The organism is Bradyrhizobium sp. CCBAU 51745, from assembly GCF_028128715.1.
In the GTDB taxonomy this organism is placed as follows: Bacteria; Pseudomonadota; Alphaproteobacteria; order Rhizobiales; family Xanthobacteraceae; genus Bradyrhizobium; species Bradyrhizobium manausense.
In genome coordinates, this window is sequence record NZ_LBJP01000008.1 from 16,420 (window position 1) to 34,720 (window position 18,301).

Annotated in this window: 17 protein-coding genes; 13 read left to right on the forward strand and 4 right to left on the reverse strand. The window is 63.4% G+C overall.

Going from position 1 to position 18,301, the window contains the following annotated elements; translation table 11 throughout:
- Positions 1–245: 245 nt before the first annotated feature.
- The 7 genes from XH98_RS10775 (at position 246) to XH98_RS10805 (ending at position 8,970) form a co-directional block, all read left to right on the forward strand.
- Positions 246–1,745 (forward strand): leucyl aminopeptidase, encoded by a 1,500-nt coding sequence (locus XH98_RS10775; RefSeq protein ID WP_271618577.1) that lies wholly within the window; start codon positions 246–248, stop codon positions 1,743–1,745.
- Positions 1,742–2,194: a DNA polymerase III subunit chi gene (locus XH98_RS10780; protein WP_057757924.1), complete on the forward strand. Its 453-nt coding sequence runs from the start codon at positions 1,742–1,744 to the stop codon at positions 2,192–2,194. The genes XH98_RS10775 and XH98_RS10780 overlap by 4 nt, the downstream gene beginning before the upstream one ends.
- Positions 2,195–2,360: 166 nt before the next feature.
- Entirely contained in the window at positions 2,361–2,858 is a 498-nt protein-coding gene (locus XH98_RS10785; RefSeq protein ID WP_162268465.1) for a hypothetical protein, read from the forward strand.
- 196 nt (positions 2,859–3,054) lie between these two features.
- Positions 3,055–4,182 carry an efflux RND transporter periplasmic adaptor subunit gene (locus XH98_RS10790; RefSeq protein WP_271618578.1) on the forward strand — a complete coding sequence of 376 codons (1,128 nt, stop codon included), beginning with the start codon at positions 3,055–3,057 and terminating at the stop codon, positions 4,180–4,182.
- Positions 4,183–4,184: 2 nt separating this feature from the next.
- Entirely contained in the window at positions 4,185–7,253 is a 3,069-nt protein-coding gene (locus XH98_RS10795; RefSeq protein ID WP_442868566.1) for an efflux RND transporter permease subunit, read from the forward strand.
- On the forward strand, positions 7,250–7,561 hold the full coding sequence (locus tag XH98_RS10800; protein ID WP_271618579.1) for a DUF3240 family protein: 312 nt from the start codon (positions 7,250–7,252) through the stop codon (positions 7,559–7,561). The genes XH98_RS10795 and XH98_RS10800 overlap by 4 nt, the downstream gene beginning before the upstream one ends.
- Before the next feature lie 410 nt (positions 7,562–7,971).
- Complete coding sequence (locus XH98_RS10805; protein ID WP_271618782.1) at positions 7,972–8,970, forward strand: YncE family protein; 999 nt, start codon at positions 7,972–7,974, stop codon at positions 8,968–8,970.
- 74 nt (positions 8,971–9,044) lie between these two features.
- Here the strand turns inward: XH98_RS10805 and XH98_RS10810 are convergent, their stop codons facing one another.
- The gene (locus XH98_RS10810; protein ID WP_271618795.1) at positions 9,045–9,308 is read right to left on the reverse strand and encodes a hypothetical protein; all 264 of its coding nucleotides are present in this window, start codon (positions 9,306–9,308) and stop codon (positions 9,045–9,047) included.
- Between the two features lie 101 nt (positions 9,309–9,409).
- Between XH98_RS10810 and XH98_RS10815 the strand changes: the two genes are divergently transcribed.
- The 4 genes from XH98_RS10815 (at position 9,410) to XH98_RS10830 (ending at position 13,988) form a co-directional block, all read left to right on the forward strand.
- Entirely contained in the window at positions 9,410–9,712 is a 303-nt protein-coding gene (locus XH98_RS10815) for a DUF485 domain-containing protein (RefSeq protein WP_220003512.1), read from the forward strand.
- 38 nt (positions 9,713–9,750) lie between these two features.
- Positions 9,751–11,400: a cation acetate symporter gene (locus XH98_RS10820; protein WP_442868571.1), complete on the forward strand. Its 1,650-nt coding sequence runs from the start codon at positions 9,751–9,753 to the stop codon at positions 11,398–11,400.
- 112 nt (positions 11,401–11,512) lie between these two features.
- The gene (locus XH98_RS10825; protein ID WP_271618580.1) at positions 11,513–13,315 is read left to right on the forward strand and encodes a putative nucleotidyltransferase substrate binding domain-containing protein; all 1,803 of its coding nucleotides are present in this window, start codon (positions 11,513–11,515) and stop codon (positions 13,313–13,315) included.
- A gap of 1 nt (position 13,316) precedes the next feature.
- Complete coding sequence (locus XH98_RS10830; RefSeq protein WP_271603008.1) at positions 13,317–13,988, forward strand: 3'-5' exonuclease; 672 nt, start codon at positions 13,317–13,319, stop codon at positions 13,986–13,988.
- A 101-nt stretch (positions 13,989–14,089) separates the two neighbouring features.
- Here the strand turns inward: XH98_RS10830 and XH98_RS10835 are convergent, their stop codons facing one another.
- The 3 genes from XH98_RS10835 to XH98_RS10845 all read right to left on the reverse strand — a co-directional run bounded on the left by XH98_RS10835 (position 14,090) and on the right by XH98_RS10845 (position 16,654).
- The gene (locus XH98_RS10835) at positions 14,090–15,955 is read right to left on the reverse strand and encodes an ABC-F family ATP-binding cassette domain-containing protein (protein ID WP_271618581.1); all 1,866 of its coding nucleotides are present in this window, start codon (positions 15,953–15,955) and stop codon (positions 14,090–14,092) included.
- Between the two features lie 47 nt (positions 15,956–16,002).
- Positions 16,003–16,176, reverse strand: coding sequence for a hypothetical protein (locus tag XH98_RS10840; RefSeq protein WP_271603006.1), 174 nt, complete (start codon positions 16,174–16,176; stop codon positions 16,003–16,005).
- Between the two features lie 223 nt (positions 16,177–16,399).
- Complete coding sequence (locus XH98_RS10845) at positions 16,400–16,654, reverse strand: sulfur globule protein precursor (RefSeq protein ID WP_220003506.1); 255 nt, start codon at positions 16,652–16,654, stop codon at positions 16,400–16,402.
- 321 nt (positions 16,655–16,975) lie between these two features.
- Here XH98_RS10845 and ndk point away from each other — a divergent pair, with 321 nt between their 5' ends.
- The gene (gene ndk / locus XH98_RS10850) at positions 16,976–17,398 is read left to right on the forward strand and encodes a nucleoside-diphosphate kinase (protein ID WP_271603005.1); all 423 of its coding nucleotides are present in this window, start codon (positions 16,976–16,978) and stop codon (positions 17,396–17,398) included.
- A gap of 34 nt (positions 17,399–17,432) precedes the next feature.
- Positions 17,433–18,290: a TerC family protein gene (locus tag XH98_RS10855; protein ID WP_271603004.1), complete on the forward strand. Its 858-nt coding sequence runs from the start codon at positions 17,433–17,435 to the stop codon at positions 18,288–18,290.
- Positions 18,291–18,301: the final 11 nt, after the last annotated feature.

An 18,301-nucleotide genomic window follows, 5' to 3' on the forward strand; every position in this document is an offset into this window, starting at 1 on the left:
CACCTCTTCCGGCAGCTTACCTTCTCACTACCATCCCTTTGATCCGTCAACAAAATGGCTGACCCGTGGCACCGTCAATATATGGTTAATATTTCCCTCGATGTGACCTCCACGCCACGGGCGGTGCTTGGCATCGACCGCTGATCTCGCCCATAGTGTCGAACGCAGAGTGAATCGCCGTTCAGGTCCGGCTCTCGGCCGTATCGATCGATCGGCAAAAGCCCCATGTTTTCGAGGAGTTACCTATGTCCGATGCCATCAAGGTCGGCTTCGTCCCGCTCGCTTCCGCCGCCCGTGGCATTCTGGTCGTGTTCTGTGACGACGCCCTGAAGGTCGGGCCGGCAAGCGCCAAGGCGCTCGGCGGCGCCAGCGAAGTTGTGAAGCGGGCGGCGGCGGCCGGCTCGTTCAAGGGCAAAAGCGGCGCCGCCCTGGACATCCTCGCCCCCGAAGGCCTCAAGGCCGAACGGCTGATCGTGATCGGGACCGGGAAGGCCTCCGCCCTGAAGGGCAACGACTTCCTCAAATTCGGCGGCATGGCGGCCAGCAAGCTCAAGGCGGGTTCCGCGTCCATGACAATCATGGCGGAACTGTCTGATGGCGCCATGACCACCGAGCAGGCGGTTGCGATCGCCTCGGGCCTGCGCTTACGCGCCTACAAGTTCGACCGCTACAAGACCAAGAAGAAGGACGGCGAGGAGGGCGCCTTGCGCGCCGACGTCTCGCTGGCGGTCGGCGATGCGACCGCGGCGAAGAAGGCCTTTGCCTCGGCCGGCGCGGTCGTCGACGGCGTCATCATCGCGCGCGATCTCGTCAACGAGCCGCCGAACGTGCTGTATCCCGAAGAGTTCGCGCGCCGCGCCGGCCAGCTCAGGAAGCTCGGCGTCAGGATCGAGGTGCTCGACGTCAAGGCGATGCAGAAGCTCGGCATGGGCGCGCTGCTCGGCGTTGGCCAGGGTTCGGCCCGGCCGAGCCGCACCGTGATCATGCGCTGGGACGGCGGCAAGAAGGGCGAGGCGCCGGTCGCCTTCGTCGGCAAGGGCGTCTGCTTCGACACCGGCGGCATCTCGATCAAGCCGGCCGGCAGCATGGAGGACATGAAGGGCGACATGGGCGGGGCGGCCTGCGTCGTCGGCCTGATGCATGCGCTCGCCGCGCGCAAAGCCAGGGTCAATGTGGTCGGCGCCATCGGCCTCGTCGAGAACATGCCCGACGGCAACGCGCAGCGGCCCGGCGACATCGTCACCTCGATGTCGGGCCAGACCATCGAGATCATCAACACCGACGCCGAAGGCCGCCTCGTGCTGGCCGACGTGCTCTGGTACGTCGCCAAGAAGACCAAGCCGAAATTCATGGTGGACCTGGCGACGCTGACCGGCGCGATCGTGGTTGCGCTCGGCACCGATCATGCCGGCATGTTCTCCAACAATGACGAGCTCGCCGAGCGCCTGCTCGCGGCCGGCATCGAGAGCGGCGAGAAGGTCTGGCGCCTGCCGCTCGGCCCCGAATACGACAAGCTGATCGACTCCCAGTTCGCCGACATGAAGAACACCGGCGGCCGTCACGGCGGCTCGATCACCGCGGCGCAGTTCCTGCAACGTTTCGTCGACGGTGTGCCCTGGGCGCATCTCGACATCGCCGGAACCGCGATGGGCGCGCCCAAGACCGACATCAACCAGAGCTGGGGAAGCGGCTATGGCGTCCGCCTGCTCGATCGCCTGGTGGCCGATCATTACGAGCGCAAATGACGGAAGTTCTGTTCTACCATCTGCAAAACATGACGGTTGAGAACGTCTTGCCGCCGCTTCTCGAGAAATCGCTCGAGCGCGGCTGGCGCGTCGTGGTGCAGTCGACCTCGCCCGAGCGCGCCGATGCGCTCGATGCGCATCTATGGACCTATCGCGACGATTCCTTCCTGCCGCATGCGACATGGCGGGTGAACGATGTTGCCGAGCAGCCGATCGTGCTGGCGATCGAGGCCGACAATCCGAACGGCGCCAATGTCCGCTTCCTGGTCGACAGCGCCGCGCTGCCCGAGGATGCGGGAGGCTATGAGCGCATGGTGCTGCTATTCAACGGTGATGATCCGGACGCGCTTGCGATGGCCCGCAGCACCTGGACGGATTGCAAGGCGCGCGGATTTGAGGTCACCTATTGGCAGGCTGACGAACGGGGCCGGTGGCAGCGTCGGAATTAGCTGCCACTTGCAATTAATGATAATTTGGACTTTCAAGGGCAGATTGGTTTCGGCCACCTTCGTGCCGCAAAGTGATGTTGGGACAATCGCTTAGGGCTGCTCCTTCATGCGGGGAATTCAGGTTATCGTGCGACATCAAAAGCTTCCAAAGTCGCTCATCGTCGTGTTGGTCGCCGTCGCGCCGCTGATGGCGGGCTGCGCGGGCGCATCCGATATGCTGACGTCCGCCAAGGACGCTGAGTGGTTCAACAAGCCGAGCCGTCTGTTCATCAAGAACATCTCGATCGAGTCGCCGCCGCTGACCCCCGACAAGCCTGTTGGAGCTGAGGATCTCGTCAGCGCCGACGGTGCCTGTCCCGGCATGGCGCCATCCGGTCCCGCCGACGCCAATGCATCGACCACGCCGCCGGCGCCCACGGGCGGGACGGTCGCGCTCGGTCACACCGAATGCGACGTGGTGCGCGGCATCGGCGCGCCGTCGACCGTCAATCTCTCCAGCGATGCCGCCGGCCGTCGCGTCGCGGTGGTCACCTGGACGACGGGTCCGCGTGCGGGCATCTACACCTTCACCTCGGGGCGCCTCTCCGCGATCGAAGGCACGCCGGAGCCGCCGGTCGTCGCCAAGCCGGTGAAGCCGAAGGCGAAGAAGAAGGCGGCGACGTAACCGAGCAACGCCGCGCCCGCTCAAAGCATTGCGTGTTGCGAGCATTCAATCTCAGAAACACCTGAATGCAGGAAAGTTCGCTCGAACGGACCCTTGCGTCCGAGCGCGCCGGCGCGCGCCCGGTTGACGTGGGTCAACACCTTCGATTTTCGTCCGGCATAAACAGATCGAGGAACCATCTTCGAAGCTGGCACGGATGCGATCTCTTCATCAGGCGAGACACCTATACTGGGCGTTTCGTGTTCTCATTGCACTCTCGCTCGTCGGTTGGTCCGGCGTTGCTGCGGCCGACGAGGGAGTCAAACTGACGCCCGCGCAGATCGAAAGCCTCGGCATTCGTGTAGCGCATCCTGTTTCAAGCAGAACAGACCAGACACTGCCGTATCCAGCGCAGATTGTCGTCCCGACACCTCAATTGTGGGTCGTGAGTACACCCGTGGCCGGAATGGTCACCAATCTGGCCGTGGCCCGCGGCGATCGCGTGAGCGCCGGCCAGCCGCTCCTCACGTTGGAAAGCCAGGCTTTCGTATCGCTCCAACGCGACTACCTTCACGCGGTCGCGCAGGAGGTTCTTGCTAGCCAGCAGCTCAAGAGAAACGCCGATCTCTTCGAAGGCAAGGCTGTGCCGCAACGCGTCCTTGAAACGAGCCAGACCGAAGCCCGCCAGGCCACCATTGCGGTCGCGGAGCGCCGGCAAATGCTTCGATTGGCGGGGCTCTCCGATGACGCAATCTCTCGGTTGACGACCGATGCCGCAATTAGTGCGACGCTGACCGTCAATGCGCCGCAGACGGGATCAGTGGTCGAGATTGCGGTTTCGCCCGGCCAGCGGATGGAGCAGTCCGTGCCGCTGGTCAAGCTCGCTCGCCTTTCACCGCTGTGGGCCGAAATCGCTATTCCAGCGTCCAATATCCGCGCGATCCGCACGGGCGCGAAGGTCGAGGTCGAAGGTCACGCAGCGCCTGGCCGCGTCATTCTCATTTCCGAGACGACCGATGCGGCGACACAAACCATCCTGGTTCGTGCCGAGGTGCCGAACAGCGGCGAATTACACCCGGGGCAGACCGCCTCCGTCCGCATCAACTTCCTCTCCGAAGGGGAGAGCGCGTGGGAAATCCCCTATGGCGCTCTCGTCCGCCGGGGCGAGCAAAGCTGGATATTCAAGGCCGTCGAAGGCGGTTTCCAATTGGTATCGGTCACGCTGCTGGCCGAGGATCAGGATCACGTCGTGATTTCGGGCGCGATCAGCGACCGGGACGAGGTTGCAATCGCGGGGATTTCCGCGCTGCGCGGCATTCTCTCGCGGCTCGGGGCCGGTCAATAACGATGCAGCGCCTGGTCGCCTTTGCACTCTCGCAGCGGCTGTTCGTCCTCTTGGCCGTAGCGCTTTTGATCGGCGCAGGCGCAACTCTGCTTCCGAGCCTGCCAATCGATGCCTTTCCCGACGTTGCTCCGGTTCAGGTGAAAATCATCATGAAGGCCGCGGGCCTGACCCCTGAAGAGGTCGAGCAGCGCATCACCGTGCCGATCGAACTCGAACTCCTGGGCTTACCGAACAAGAAAATCCTTCGCTCGACGACGAAATACGCTCTGGCCGATGTCACGATCGATTTTGAGGACGGCACGGACATCTACTGGGCGCGAAACCAGGTCTCCGAGCGGCTGTCGAACATCGCTCGCGATCTGCCCGAGGGGGTGAGCGGCGGGCTTGCGCCGATTACCAGTCCGTTGGGCGAGATGTTCATGTTTACCATCGACAGCCCGGAGCTCTCGTTGGCGGAACGGCGAACCCTGCTTGACTGGGTGTTACGTCCGGCACTTCGCACCGTTCCCGGAGTGGCTGATGTGAACGCCCTCGGCGGCCATGTGCGGGCATTCGAGATCGTTCCGCTCAACGATGCGCTCGCTGCGCGCGGCATTTCCTCGGAGCTGTTTCGTCGCGCCATCGAAGCCAACAGTCGCAACGACGGTGCTGGACGCGTCAACCAGGGCGAGGACAGCGCCCTGGTGCGGATCGAAGGCAGCATACGCACGATCGAGGATATCAAGGCCATTGTCGTCGACACCCGCGACGGGGTTCCCATACGGGTGAACGACGTTGCGCGCGTCAAGGTCGGCGCTCTCACCCGATATGGAGCCGTGACGGAGGACGGACGGGGCGAAACGGTCGAAGGACTGGTGCTCGGCTTGCGCGGAGCCAATGCCGGCCAACTTGTGCGCGACGTTCGGGCAAGGCTTGAAGAGCTGAAGCCGTCGCTGCCCCAGAGCGTTTCCATCAATGTGTTTTACGACCGCAGCCGCCTGGTCGGTCGCGCCGTCGGCACGGTGGTGCGTGCGTTGGGCGAGGCGACCGCCCTGGTGGTCGTCCTGCTGTTGCTGTTCCTGGGCAATTGGCGCGCATCGTTGGTGATCGCGCTCAGCCTGCCGCTCGCAATCGTCATTGCGCTCTTGGTCATGCGCGCGGTCGGAATGTCCGCCAATCTGATGAGCCTCGGCGGGCTTGCGATTGCCATCGGCATGCTGATCGACGCCCTTGTGGTCGTGGTCGAGAACATCGTCGGAAACCTTGGAAAGCACGAGCCGGGCAGGGGCCTGCCACTCATCCACGTCATCTTTCGATCGGTCTGCGAGGTGTTGCAACCCGTAGCTTCCGGCGTCCTGATCATCATGATCGTGTTCGTCCCGCTGCTCACGCTGCAGGGGTTGGAAGGCAAGCTCTTCATCCCCGTTGCGCTCGCAATCATCTTCGCGCTCGCCGGTTCATTGCTGCTCGCGCTCACCGTGATCCCGGTTGCGACATCCTTTCTGCTCAAGTCAGGCGCACACGACGAACCGCTGCTGATCCGCCTCGCACAACGTGTTTATGCACCCGCGCTCAGCTGGTCGTTGCGGAACGAACGCAAGGTCATGGGTGCGGCGGTCCTCGCGCTGGTCGCGGCAGCCTATGCCTACACGCAGCTCGGCAAGACCTTCATGCCGACCATGGACGAGGGGGATGTCATCGTCAGCGTCGAGACACTCCCCTCGGTCAATCTCGACGAATCCCTGGCGATCAACGCACGGCTGCAGTCGGCGCTCATGAAGGCTCCCGATGTCGCGGGAATCATTGCGCGAACCGGATCTGATGAGCTCGGGCTCGATCCCATGGGGCCGAACCAGACCGACACGTTTCTCGTGCTGAAACCCCTCGAAGAAAGAGCTGCCCGGGACAGGACCGAGCTTTTGCAGCAGCTGCGCAGCGCGCTCGCCAATTTTCCGGGTATCTCGCTCAGCTTCACCCAGCCGATCGATATGCGGGTGCAGGAGATGATCAGCGGGGTGCGCGGCGACGTCGCGGTGAAGGTTTTCGGAAGCGACATCGGCCAGCTCAATGAAATCGCCGCCAAACTGTCTGACATCCTCTCGGGCATCGAGGGCGCGGAAGACGTCTACACCACGCTCAACGAAGGCGCACAATATTACACGGTCGCCGTGAACCGGATGGAGGCCGGCCGTCTCGGCTTGACTGTGGATACCATATCCAACGCGCTCCGCGCACAGATCGAGGGACGCACGATCGGCACCGCACTCGAGGACGGCCGTCGTACGCCCATCCTGGTCAGGGGAAGCGAGACGACACGGGAGGCGCCTACATTGCTCGCGAGCCTGCCACTCACACTCGCGTCCGGGCGGCATGTTGCCCTCTCTCAGGTCGCGCGCATTCAACGTGTCGATGGCCCGGTGAAGATCGACCGCGAGGACGGCAACCGGATGAGCGTCGTTCGGGCCAATGTGCGCGGTCGTGATATGGTCGGCTTCGTGCAGGCCGCGCAGCAGAAGGTCGCGGCCGAACTTCCTCTGCCGAAGGGCTATCGCCTCACTTGGGGTGGACAATTTGAAAATCAGCAACGCGCGGCCGCGCGCCTTTCGATTGTCGTGCCCGTCGCCATCGGCCTCATCTTCGTGCTGCTCTTCACCACCTTCGCTTCCGTTCGGCAGGCGCTGCTGGTTCTGGTGAACATCCCGTTCGCACTGATCGGAGGCGTGTTTGCCCTCGTTTCGACCGGCGAATATCTCTCGGTTCCGGCCTCCGTCGGTTTTATTGCCCTGCTGGGGATCGCGGTTCTGAACGGCGTCGTCCTGGTCTCATATTTCAATCAGTTGAGGGGCCATGGGCTTGGCGATGAGCAAATCGTCGTCGAGGGCGCCAGACGGCGACTGCGCCCGGTGCTGATGACGGCCAGCATCACGGCTCTGGGCCTGATCCCGCTCTTGTTTGCCTCGGGTCCGGGATCGGAAATCCAGCGTCCGCTTGCGATCGTGGTGATCGGCGGATTGCTGTCCTCCACGCTGCTTACCCTGATCCTGTTGCCCATCCTCTATCGCCGCTTCGGCGGCGCCAAGGTGGAAAAATGACCAGCGAGATCGTGTGCCTGTCGCTCATCCTCGCCCGGAAGCTGGGCGACGAATTGCTCGACTTCCTCAGCGAGCAGTCTGATCTCGTGGCTGGGTTCACGGTCTCCGATGCGGCGGGGCATGGCGCAGGCGTTCAGCTGCTGACGGCCGCCGATCGGGTGAAGGGACACGCCGATCAGGTTGACGTCCGGATCATCCTGCGAGGCGTCGATGCCAAGTGTCTGGTCGATCGACTCCGGACTGCGTTAGCCGGCTCCAATCTCGTCTATTGGATTGTCCCGGTGGAGCAGTTCGGGACCATCGCATGACAGAACGGGCAAAGCCTGTGCAATCTCTCCGTTCGCGCTCGCCGGCAGTCGCATCTGTAGTCGGCGCCTAAACTCCGCGCTCTCCGCGTCCGCTGCACACGATGCCGCTCGGGCCGCTTACGTCCATCGAAAGCCAACAATTGTCGCGATCCAACACAGATGCTGCATGGTTGCATGCGGTGGAGGCCGCGAAGTAAGGTAGAAGAGCGGGATCGTCAGAAAATCAACCGGTAGGGAGAAAATGCATCATGGACTTACGCAGCGTTGTTTGCGCCACGTGCGTGGCTTGCTTCGTCAGCGGTTCGGCGATCGCTGGGACCAATGATGTCCTGATCGGCCTCGACAGCAAGATCACCTATGGCCCAGAGGGCCAGACCAACGGCGCCCCGGCGAACGACGCTGTGCTGGTGATGGACATTTCAGACCCGGCCAAGCCCAGGATTCGCGCCAGCCTGCCGCTGGCGAACTCCCTTCTGGGCCCGCCGACGAACCTGCAGATCACGCCGGACGGCAAGCTGGGCCTGGTGGCGAATTCCGTGATTCACGTTCAGGAGGGGAACGCTTGGAAAACGGTCCCGGACAACAAGCTGTATGTAATCGACCTTACTGCGGAGCCACCAAAGTTGATCGATACGGTCACCGTCGGGCGGCAGCCGTCGGGCCTGTCGATCTCCAGGAAAGGCGACCTCGCCCTGATTGCTAACAGAGACGGCAAGAGTGTCTCTGTTGTCTCGATCCAGGGTTCGACGGTCAAGGCCATCGCCGAGGTGCCGGTAGAGCAGCAGGCCGCGGCAATTGTCATCGCACCCGATGGAAATCGCGCCTTTGTTTGCATGAACCTCGCCAACAAGATCGGCGTGCTGTCCATCGATGGCGAGAAGGTCACTTACGACAAGTCGCTGGACATTCCATCGGGGTTCAACCCCTACAACATCGACGTCACGGCGGATGGTAAATACGTCATCGCCTCGAACACCGGTGCAGGGAAGAACAATGTCGATGCCGAAGTGATCATCGAAGCGACAGGTCCGCATCCCCACGTGGTCGACGTCATGAGCCCCGGCATCGGACCGGAAGGCTTTGCCATCGCACCCGATGGCAAGACCGCGGCTGCGCCGCTGCTGCTCGGCACCGCTGCAATGGACAGCGACTGGTTCAAGACCAAGACTGGTGAACTGGCTCTGATGTCGATCGGGGAAGGTGGCAAGCTGACGGTCACCGCCCGAGCAACCCTTGGTGGCTTGCCGGAAGGCGTCGTTTACAGCCCGAACAGCGATTACCTCTATGTCGGCAATTACATCGACCAGGATTTGCAGGTATTTGCGCTCGCCGGTGGCAAGCTGACCGAAGTCGGCCCAAAGCTGAAATTGCCGGGCCAGCCGGCCTCGATGCGCGGGCCGGTGCGATAAAGGAGCGTCTGAGTCAGCGGCCTCTGTTGTCAGCCCGCGGCCTCGTCGAACTGCGCGCTCGCCTCTAACTATTGCTATTCCGCGCGCGCCAGCGCGTCGGCGGCGTTAGCGCGCGCCTTTGACAATTGCGCGCCCTGTTTAGGATCCCGCGTGAAAATGTCGGGGAGGGCGAGCGCGGTGTCGATTTTGGCGATGATGTCGGTGCCGCGGGCGATCTCGGCTTCCGCGATGATGCCTGACGCAAATTGCGTCCAACCTAACCCAGGCGCGGATATGTCCGACTTGACTCGCCCTTGCAGACACATCGCACGGGATCGACCGAGCTTGATCTGGATCATGGAGCTCGTGCGGCCGCCAGTGCAGGCTGGGACGGCTACCCCGAGAGAAGGGGCTGCCGTCATGGCAAGACATTTCAGAGGATCATCCAGGGGTCATTGACGTGAGCAACCTCGCAAAGATTGAACGCGATCCGAATTACCAGGAGCTCGTACGCCGGCGCTCGTCGCTGGGCTGGCTGCTGTCGGCGGTCATGCTTGTCATCTATTTCGGCTTCATCCTGCTGGTGGCCTACGCTCCGAAGTTTCTGGGAATACCGCTGGGCAGCGGCGTGACGACGATCGGTATTCCGATCGGACTGTCCGTCATCGTGCTCGCCTTCGTGCTGACGGGAATCTACGTCCGTCAGGCCAATTCCAGCTACGACGTACTCATCCGCAAGATCGTCGAGGAGAACCGCTCGTGAAGAGATTCGCCTTTCTATCGGTCATTTGGTTCGCAAGCATGCCCACCATCGCGCTCGCGGCCGGCGCCATCGAGGGCGGCTCGAAGCAGGCGACCAACTGGTCGGCCATCGGCATGTTCGTCGGATTCGTCGGCCTGACGCTCGCCATCACTTATTGGGCCGCCAAACGGACCGCCTCGGCGGCAGATTTCTACTCGGCCGGCGGCGGCATCACGGGATTCCAGAACGGACTTGCGATCGCGGGCGACTACATGTCGGCGGCCTCGTTCCTCGGCATATCGGGTCTCGTCTACACCTCGGGCTACGACGGCCTGATCTACTCGGTCGGCTGGCTGGTGGGATGGCCGATCGTCACCTTTCTGATCGCCGAGCAGTTGCGCAATCTCGGAAAGTTCACCTTTGCCGACGTCACGTCGTTTCGGCTCGGGCAGACCGAGATCCGGATCCTGGCGGCGTGCGGCTCGCTGGTGACCGTTGCATTCTACCTCATCGCGCAGATGGTCGGGGCCGGCAAGCTGATCCAGCTGTTGTTCGGTCTCGACTATTGGATCGCGGTCGTCCTGGTCGGCGGCCTGATGATGATCTACGTGACGTTCGGTGGAATGAAAGCGACGACGTGGGTGCAGATCATCAAGGCGGTGCTGTTGCTCTCGGGGGCGACGTTCATGGCCGGGGCCGTCCTCTACAAGTTCGGGTTCAGTCCGGAAGCCCTGTTCACCAAGGCAACCGAGGTGCATCCCAAGAAGCTCGCGATCATGGAGCCGGGCACCCTCATCTCCAACCCGCTCTCGGCTATCTCGCTCGGCCTGGCGCTGATGTTCGGAACGGCGGGCCTGCCTCACATCCTGATGCGCTTCTTCACCGTGAAGGACGCCCAGGCTGCCCGCAAGTCGGTGTTCTACGCCACCGGTTTCATCGGCTACTTCTATATCCTGACCTTCATCATCGGCTTTGGCGCGATCACGCTGGTTTCGACCGACGCGATGTTCCTGGACGGCAGCATCCTCGAGAAGACCAAGAGCGGAATCGCGGCGATCAAGGGCGGCTCCAACATGGCGGCGATCCACCTCGCGAACGCCGTGGGCGGCAACCTGTTCCTTGGCTTCATCTCGGCAGTTGCCTTCGCCACCATCCTTGCCGTCGTATCGGGGCTGGCCCTGGCGGGGGCATCGTCCATCAGCCACGATCTCTACGGCATGGTGATCAAGGGCGGGAACGCGAATGAGCAGGACGAGATCCGCGTGTCGAAGATCGCGACACTGGTGCTCGGCGTGCTTGCGATCTTCCTCGGCATCGTGTTCGAGAACCAGAACGTCGCCTTCATGGTCGGCCTTGCCTTCGCCATCGCGGCCTCCTGCAATTTCCCTGTGCTGGTGATGTCGATCTTCTGGAAGGGACTGACGACGCGGGGAGCGGTGATCGGCGGCTTCCTCGGTCTGGTCAGCGCGGTCGTCGGCGTGGTGCTCTCGCCGGCGGTCTGGGAGGTGACGCTTGGCTTCACCAAGGGCTCGGCTCCGATCAGGCTGGACAATCCGGCACTGTTCTCGATGGCCATCGCCTTCGCGGGGATCTGGCTGGTTTCGATGCTGGATCGCAGCAAGCGCGCCGCGGTCGATCGCGATGGCTTCGATGCGCAATATGTCCGGTCCCAGACCGGTATCGGAGCGGCTTCAGCGACGGCTCACTGAACGAGGGTTCAAGGACATTGCTTCGACACCGGCCGGGTCAGTTGCCCCTGCCGGTGCGACTGGATGGTCAATCGCCGGGTCCTCAGGTCGTCCGCATCTTCGAAAGGTCGAAATGCCCAAGGCATTCGATATCGGCAACCCGCCGTTCGATCGTCTGACGCCGAACGAGGCCGAGACGTTGCGGTCCGCGCTCGACATCGCCTACTTCAGCCCGGGAGAAGCGATCATCAGGCGCGACGCTTCGGCGGAGGCACTCTATGTCGTGATCAAGGGCATCGTCGAGGAGAGGAGCGAGGTCGACCTGCTCGCATTGCTCGGCCCCAAGGACACGTTCGACAGTCGCGCGCTCGTTCACGATCATAACGGCCACCAGTTTTTCGCCCGCGACGAGACGCTCTGTTATGTCATCCCGCGGAAGGTCGCTCTCGATCTGATCAGGGCCAATCCACGCTTTGCCGCGTTCTTCTACCGCGAGATATCCCGGAAGCTGGACGAACTCGCCAACGACGAGGAGGCGCGACGTTACGGCTCGTTGATGCACGCCAAGGTCGGCGACTTGTTCCTGCATCCGCCGGTGTTTCTGGCGGCCGGCGACACGATCGAGACCGCCGGACACCTGATGCGCGAGATCAACAGCAATGCGCTGTTCGTCCGGGACGGCGAGCGGGTCGGCATCATCACCGGCATGAATCTGTCCAAGGCGGTGGTGCTGGGGCGCCAGTCCATCCAGACGGCGGTGGGCACGCTCGCGAATTACGACATCGTGTCCCTGCGACGCGACGATTTCGTATCCTCGGCTCTCTTGCTGATGACCAAGCACAACAAGCGGCGGCTTGCCGTGCGCGAGGATGAGGAGTTCGTCGGGATTCTGGAGGAGATCGACCTGCTGGGATTTCTGGCGGGAAGCGCCCAGGTCACGGCGGGCCGCATCGATCGTGCCTCAAGCCGGCAGGACCTTGCCACCGCGGCGCGCGAGATCGAGACGCAAACGCGCGTGCTGCGGCGGCAAGGGGTCAAGGTGGAGGTCATTGCGGAGATCGTCTCCGATCTCAACCGCCGCCTGCTGTCGCGGGTGTTTGACATGGTCGCGCCGGCGAAGCTGCGCACCGGCAGCTGTCTGATCGTGATGGGAAGCGAGGGGCGGGGGGAGCAGACCGTACGGACCGATCAGGACAACGGCCTCATCCTGGCTGGCCCCGTGCAGGGTGAAATCCTGGACGCGTTCCGTCACGACTTCTTCGACGCTCTTCAGAGCTTCGGCTTTCCACCGTGTCCTGGCGACATCATGGTGCGCAATCCGGCCTGGTCCAGGCCGCTCTCCGACTATCTCGCAGATCTGCGCCGCTGGATCGTGCTTCCCGACCAGGCCGGGCACATGAATGTGGCCATCATCTACGATGCGCAGGCGATCGCGGGCGATGAACAACTCCTGGACGACGCCAAGACGGCGCTGATCGATATGACCCGGGGCGAGCAGGCGTTCATGGCCCACTTTGCGCGCGCGGTCGACGCGTTCGAGACGCCGATCGGCCTCTTCAACAATTTGATCACGTCCGAGGGCACGGGAGACGCGCTCGACCTCAAGAAAGGTGGCATCTTTCCGATCGTGCACGGCATTCGCAGCCTGGCGCTCGGACAGGGGCTGCGCGAGACCTCCACCGACAAGCGCATCTCCCGGCTCTGCGACCTCGGGGTGCTGCAGGCGGACTTTGGACGCGACCTGAAGCAGGCCTTCCGGTTCCTGCTGATGCTTCGGCTCGACGGCCAACTGGCCGCCTCCGCCGGCGCATCGGGGACGCTGGTGCGACCGTCGCACCTGTCCAGCATGGAACGCCACCTCCTGCGCGACGCACTCCAGGTGGTGAAGAAGTTTCGCGAGATCGTCGGTCATCACTTCAAGCTCGGCATGTTCTAGAATGCTGCCTCGCGCGATCAAGCGACTGTTGCACCAGGCCACCCTGAGCGACCAATCCTACCGCTTCATGTTCGGCCGTGCCCCTGACGACGAGTTCGTCGTCATCGATTGCGAGACCACGGGTCTCAACGTACGAACGGACGACGTTGTCGCGATCGCCGCGATCAAGATCCGTGGCAATCGGATTTTGACCAGCGCGCGTTTCGAAGCCATCATCCATCCCGACAGGGAGCTCGGAGCAGAGGCGATCAGGATTCACCATCTGCGCCGGTCCGACGTCGAGGCCGCGCCGATCGTTTGGAAGGTGCTGCCGAGCCTTCTGCATTTCATCGGGCCGCGCCCGCTGATCGGCTACTATGTCGACTTCGATATCGCCATGCTGGACAAGTACATCCTGCCGCTGGTGGGAATTGAGCTGCCCAACGAACGCATCGAAGTGTCGCGGCTTTATTACGACCGCAAATACGGCGACGCGCCGCCCAACACCTCGGTCGATCTGTCATTCGCCGCGATGCTGGGCGACCTCAGTATTCCGCCGCTCGGACAGCATGATGCGTTCAACGACGCATTGATGACGGCGATGATGTTCGTGCAGTTGCGCGACCTGGCCCGGCGCGGCGTGCGCATCCCGCGCCAACGTAACAGCCCGGTCTTCAATCCGACCGGGGCGTGATCGAGGCTCGGTACGGGAGCAGATTGCCCAACAATTACCGATGGGATCGCTGAGGTATCGTGACACCTGTACTGTGCATGGGGTTGTTTTACAGTTTTGGTCTAGCTCGCCGCCTCGTCGAACTGCGCACTCGCCTCGAGCCATTGCTCTTCCGCGCGCGCCAGCGCGTCGGCGGCGTTGGCGCGGGCCTTCGACAATTGCGCGGCCTGCTTGGGATCCCGCGTGAAAATGTCGGGGAGGGCGAGCGCAGTGTCGATCTTGGCGATGATCTCGGTGACGCGGGCGATCTCGGCCTCGGCCTCCGCGATGCGTTTCTTCAGCGAGCCGCGATTGTCCGACTTCGGGCGCTGCGGCTTTTCGATTTGAGAGCTGCGTTCGCGCGGAGCCGGTTCCGCATTGCGCGCGGACAGCACAAGGCGGCGATATTCGTCGAGGTCGCCGTCGTAAGTGGTCACGGTGCGGTCGGCGACGATCCAGAGCTGGTCGGCGCAGGCCTCGATCAGATAGCGGTCGTGCGAAACCATGATGATCGCGCCGGGAAACTCGTTGATGGCTTCGGCAAGAGCAGCGCGGCTGTCGATGTCGAGATGGTTGGTCGGCTCGTCCAGGATGATCATGTTTGGGCCGAAGAAGGTGGCGAGCCCCAGCAGCAGCCGCGCCTTCTCGCCGCCCGAGAGCTTTCCCGCCTTGGTGTCGGCGGCCTTGCCGGAAAAGCCGATCGCGCCGGCGCGGGCGCGCACCTTGGCCTCGGGTGCATCGTTCCCCATCAGCTTGCGGACGTGATCGTAAGTCGAGGCGTCCTCGTTCAGCTCGTCGAGCTGATGCTGCGCGAAATAGGCGATCGACAGCTTGTCGGCGCGCGTCACCTTGCCGGAGAAGGGGGCAAGCCGCGCCGCGAGCAGCTTGACCAGCGTCGACTTGCCGTTGCCGTTGGCGCCGAGAAGCGCGATGCGATCGTCATTGTCGATGCGCAGCGTCACGCGGGAGAGCACCGGCATGGCGGGATCGTAACCGACGGACACGTTGTCGACGGCGATGATCGGCGGCGACAGCAATTTCTCAGGAGCCGGAAAGGTGATCTCGCGCACGTCCTCGGTCACCAGCGCCGTGATCGGCTTCAGCCGCTCCAGCATTTTCACGCGAGACTGCGCTTGACGCGCCTTCGACGCCTTGGCCTTGAAACGGTCGACGAAGGCCTGCAGGCGGGCGCGTTCGGCCTCCTGCCGCTTGACGGCCTTGGCATCGAGCAGCTCGCGCGCGGCGCGCTGCTCCTCGAAAGAGGAGTAGCCGCCCTTGTAGAGCGTGAGCTTGCCGCGCTCCAGATGCAGGATCTGGTCGACCGAACTTTCCAGGAGGTCGCGGTCATGGCTGATCACGATCACCGTGCGCGGATAATGCGCGAGGTGGTCCTCCAGCCACAGCGTGCCTTCGAGGTCGAGATAGTTGGTGGGCTCGTCGAGCAGCAACAGGTCGGGAGCCGCGAACAGCGTCGCGGCGAGCGCGACGCGCATGCGCCAGCCGCCGGAGAATTCGGCGCAGGGACGCAGCTGGTCCGCGGCGGAAAAGCCGAGGCCCGAGAGAATCGCGGCGGCGCGACTCGGCGCCGAATGGGCGTCGATGTCGACGAGCCGGGTCTGGATCTCGGCAATCCGGTGCGGATCGGTGGCGGTGTCGGCCTCTGCGAGCAGCGCTTCGCGCTCGATGTCGGCCTTAAGCACGACCGAGATCAGGCTTTCCGGTCCGTTCGGGGCTTCCTGCGCCAGGCTGCCGACGCGCCAGCGCGGCGGCAGGCTCACCGAGCCGTGCTCCGCCGAAAGCTCGCCGCGGATCACCTTGAACAGCGTCGATTTGCCGGTGCCGTTGCGCCCGACCATGCCGACCCGCGCGCCGGGCGTGATCTGCACGGAGGTGCTGTCAATCAGAAGGCGTCCGGCGAGACGGACGGAGAGGTCGGTGATGGTGAGCATGCGGCCTTGTCACCGCAGGCGGGATCAAACGCAACCCGATTTTTTCGTCAATGCGTATCGAGGTCGCGCTTCCTCAGCTCGTTCAAAAGCTGCTCGAGATGGGTCGGGAGCCGCGACTCGGGTCGGAGGCTCTGCTGAAGCCGCTCGCCCACGGCATCGCAGATCGAGCGGCTGGTGCGCCGGTCGATCTGTTCGCTGTCATTGGCAAGGAGGCCAGCCATCTCGGGGTTCCCAGTATCTAAAGTAACGACACCCTACCAAGTCATTGGCCTCCAAATGGTTTCGCCAGGCCTTGGGGATGACTGGCCTTCTAGTAAAAATTGTATGAATTCGCTGTATCTGCCCAAAAAAGATAAGGCCCCGGCGGGGGGACACCGGGGCCTCTCCTTGGAAGGTACCGCAGGGGGAACAGTACCTCACGTATTCAGAAATGTGCTGTCGGGCTCAGTAGCAGCGGTTGATCAGCCGCCAGCGGGGTCCCCAGGGGGTCGGGACCAGCCGGCGCACATAGCAGCCGCCATAGCCGTAGGAGACAGGGGCATAGGCATAAAAGCGCGGTCCGCCCCAGCCCCAGCCGTGATGCCAGCCGCCGCCATGCCAGCCCCAGCCGCCATGCCAGTGAGCGGAGGCGGAGGTGGGAGCGAGCGCGGCACCCAGGGCGACCGCGGCGACTGCAGCGAGCGAAAGTTTCCTCAACATGATGATCTCCTCAAAACTGCCGGCGCGGGGCTATCGCGTCGATGGAAAGGCCGCCGAAACGATCCGCCTCGGCAAGGAGGCTTGGTTTCGATGGCGCCGACGATACGCCAGCGAGGCTGAACCAAACCCTGACAGCGCCTTCAGATTGGGTTCATCTGGGTGAAATCGTTGTAATCCATGCTGGAATCCGGCCCGGTTCAGGGCTTCCGTCTGCGGCGAAGCGCCCGTGAGGCGGATCCGCCACTCGCTTGCCGGATCGCGAAGGCGCCGATATAAGCCCCGCAACTCCGAACCACGCTTTTTCTCTTCAAGGACAAGATCATGGCCATCGAACGCACTTTCTCGATCATCAAGCCCGACGCCACCGCGCGTAACCTGACCGGCGCCGTGAACGCCGTGATCGAGAAGGCGGGCCTGCGCATCGTCGCGCAGAAGCGCATCCGCATGACCAAGGAACAGGCCGAGACCTTCTACGCCGTCCACAAGTCCCGCCCGTTCTTCGGCGAGCTCGTCGAGTTCATGACCTCGGGCCCGGTCGTCGTTCAGGTGCTGGAAGGCGAGAGCGCCGTCGCCAAGTACCGCGACGTCATGGGCGCGACCGATCCGTCCAAGGCGGCCGACGGCACCATCCGCAAGCTCTACGCCAAGTCGATCGGCGAGAACTCGGCTCACGGCTCGGATGCTCCGGAGACCGCCGCGATCGAGATCGCGCAGTTCTTCTCGGGCAACGAGATCGTCGGCTAACCAGCCGGCAGGTTAGGTCGACAGGGGACTCATTGTGAACTGGCTCGGGCAGATCTTCGATCCCGCCACGATCGGGGCATTCTTCACCCAGTTCCGCAATGAGATGGCCGAGCCGACCTTCTGGATCGCGGTCGGCAAGATCATCTGGATCAACGTCCTGCTCTCCGGCGACAACGCGCTGGTGATCGCGCTTGCCTGCCGCGGCCTCAAGCCGCGGCACCGGCTGTGGGGCATGGTGCTCGGCGCCGGCGCCGCGGTGCTGCTGCGGATCATCTTCACCGGCATCGTCGCTAGCCTGATGGCGCTGCCGTATCTGAAGCTGGTCGGCGGCCTCGCACTGATCGTGATCGCGGCCAAGCTGGTGGTGCCTGAGAACGAGGAGGAGGACGTCGAATCCGCCTCGCATCTGTGGCAGGCGGTGCAGATCGTCGTCGTCGCCGACATCATCATGAGTCTGGACAATGTCATCGCGGTCGCCGCCGCCGCCAATGGCAGCGTGCCGCTGCTGGTGCTCGGTCTCGCCATCTCGGTGCCGCTGATTGTCGCGGGCGCTGCGCTGATCATGGCACTGCTCGCAAAACTGCCGATCCTGGTGTGGGCCGGCGCGGCGCTGCTCGGCTGGATCGCCGGCGAGGTGATCGCGACCGATCCCGGGGTAGAGCCGAAGCTGCATTCGCTCTCCGAAGGTCCGTTCGGCGCCTCGCTGGACCGGATGCTCGGCACTCTGCATATCCCGCCGCAATTCGCCCACGGCGGAGATGGCGCTGAATATCTCTGCGCCGCCCTCGGCGTCGTCGTCGTGCTGCTGGTCGGCGCGATCTGGCGCCGGCGCAGCCTGCATGCCGCTGCGCTCGAAGCCTCCGAGGCGCATGCCAAGGCGTCTGCCGAGTAAGAAAGGCGTCT

Coding starts and splice junctions, on each gene's coding strand:
- XH98_RS10775 (WP_271618577.1), top strand. CDS start 246: ATGTCCGATGCCATCAAGGTCGGCTTCGTCCCGCTCGCTTCCGCCGCC.
- XH98_RS10780 (WP_057757924.1), top strand. CDS start 1,742: ATGACGGAAGTTCTGTTCTACCATCTGCAAAACATGACGGTTGAGAAC.
- XH98_RS10790 (WP_271618578.1), top strand. CDS start 3,055: ATGCGATCTCTTCATCAGGCGAGACACCTATACTGGGCGTTTCGTGTT.
- XH98_RS10795 (WP_442868566.1), top strand. CDS start 4,185: ATGCAGCGCCTGGTCGCCTTTGCACTCTCGCAGCGGCTGTTCGTCCTC.
- XH98_RS10800 (WP_271618579.1), top strand. CDS start 7,250: ATGACCAGCGAGATCGTGTGCCTGTCGCTCATCCTCGCCCGGAAGCTG.
- XH98_RS10805 (WP_271618782.1), top strand. CDS start 7,972: ATGGACATTTCAGACCCGGCCAAGCCCAGGATTCGCGCCAGCCTGCCG.
- XH98_RS10810 (WP_271618795.1), bottom strand. CDS start 9,308: ATGATCCAGATCAAGCTCGGTCGATCCCGTGCGATGTGTCTGCAAGGG.
- XH98_RS10820 (WP_442868571.1), top strand. CDS start 9,751: ATGCCCACCATCGCGCTCGCGGCCGGCGCCATCGAGGGCGGCTCGAAG.
- XH98_RS10825 (WP_271618580.1), top strand. CDS start 11,513: ATGCCCAAGGCATTCGATATCGGCAACCCGCCGTTCGATCGTCTGACG.
- XH98_RS10830 (WP_271603008.1), top strand. CDS start 13,317: ATGCTGCCTCGCGCGATCAAGCGACTGTTGCACCAGGCCACCCTGAGC.
- XH98_RS10835 (WP_271618581.1), bottom strand. CDS start 15,955: ATGCTCACCATCACCGACCTCTCCGTCCGTCTCGCCGGACGCCTTCTG.
- XH98_RS10840 (WP_271603006.1), bottom strand. CDS start 16,176: ATGGCTGGCCTCCTTGCCAATGACAGCGAACAGATCGACCGGCGCACC.
- XH98_RS10845 (WP_220003506.1), bottom strand. CDS start 16,654: ATGTTGAGGAAACTTTCGCTCGCTGCAGTCGCCGCGGTCGCCCTGGGT.
- ndk (WP_271603005.1), top strand. CDS start 16,976: ATGGCCATCGAACGCACTTTCTCGATCATCAAGCCCGACGCCACCGCG.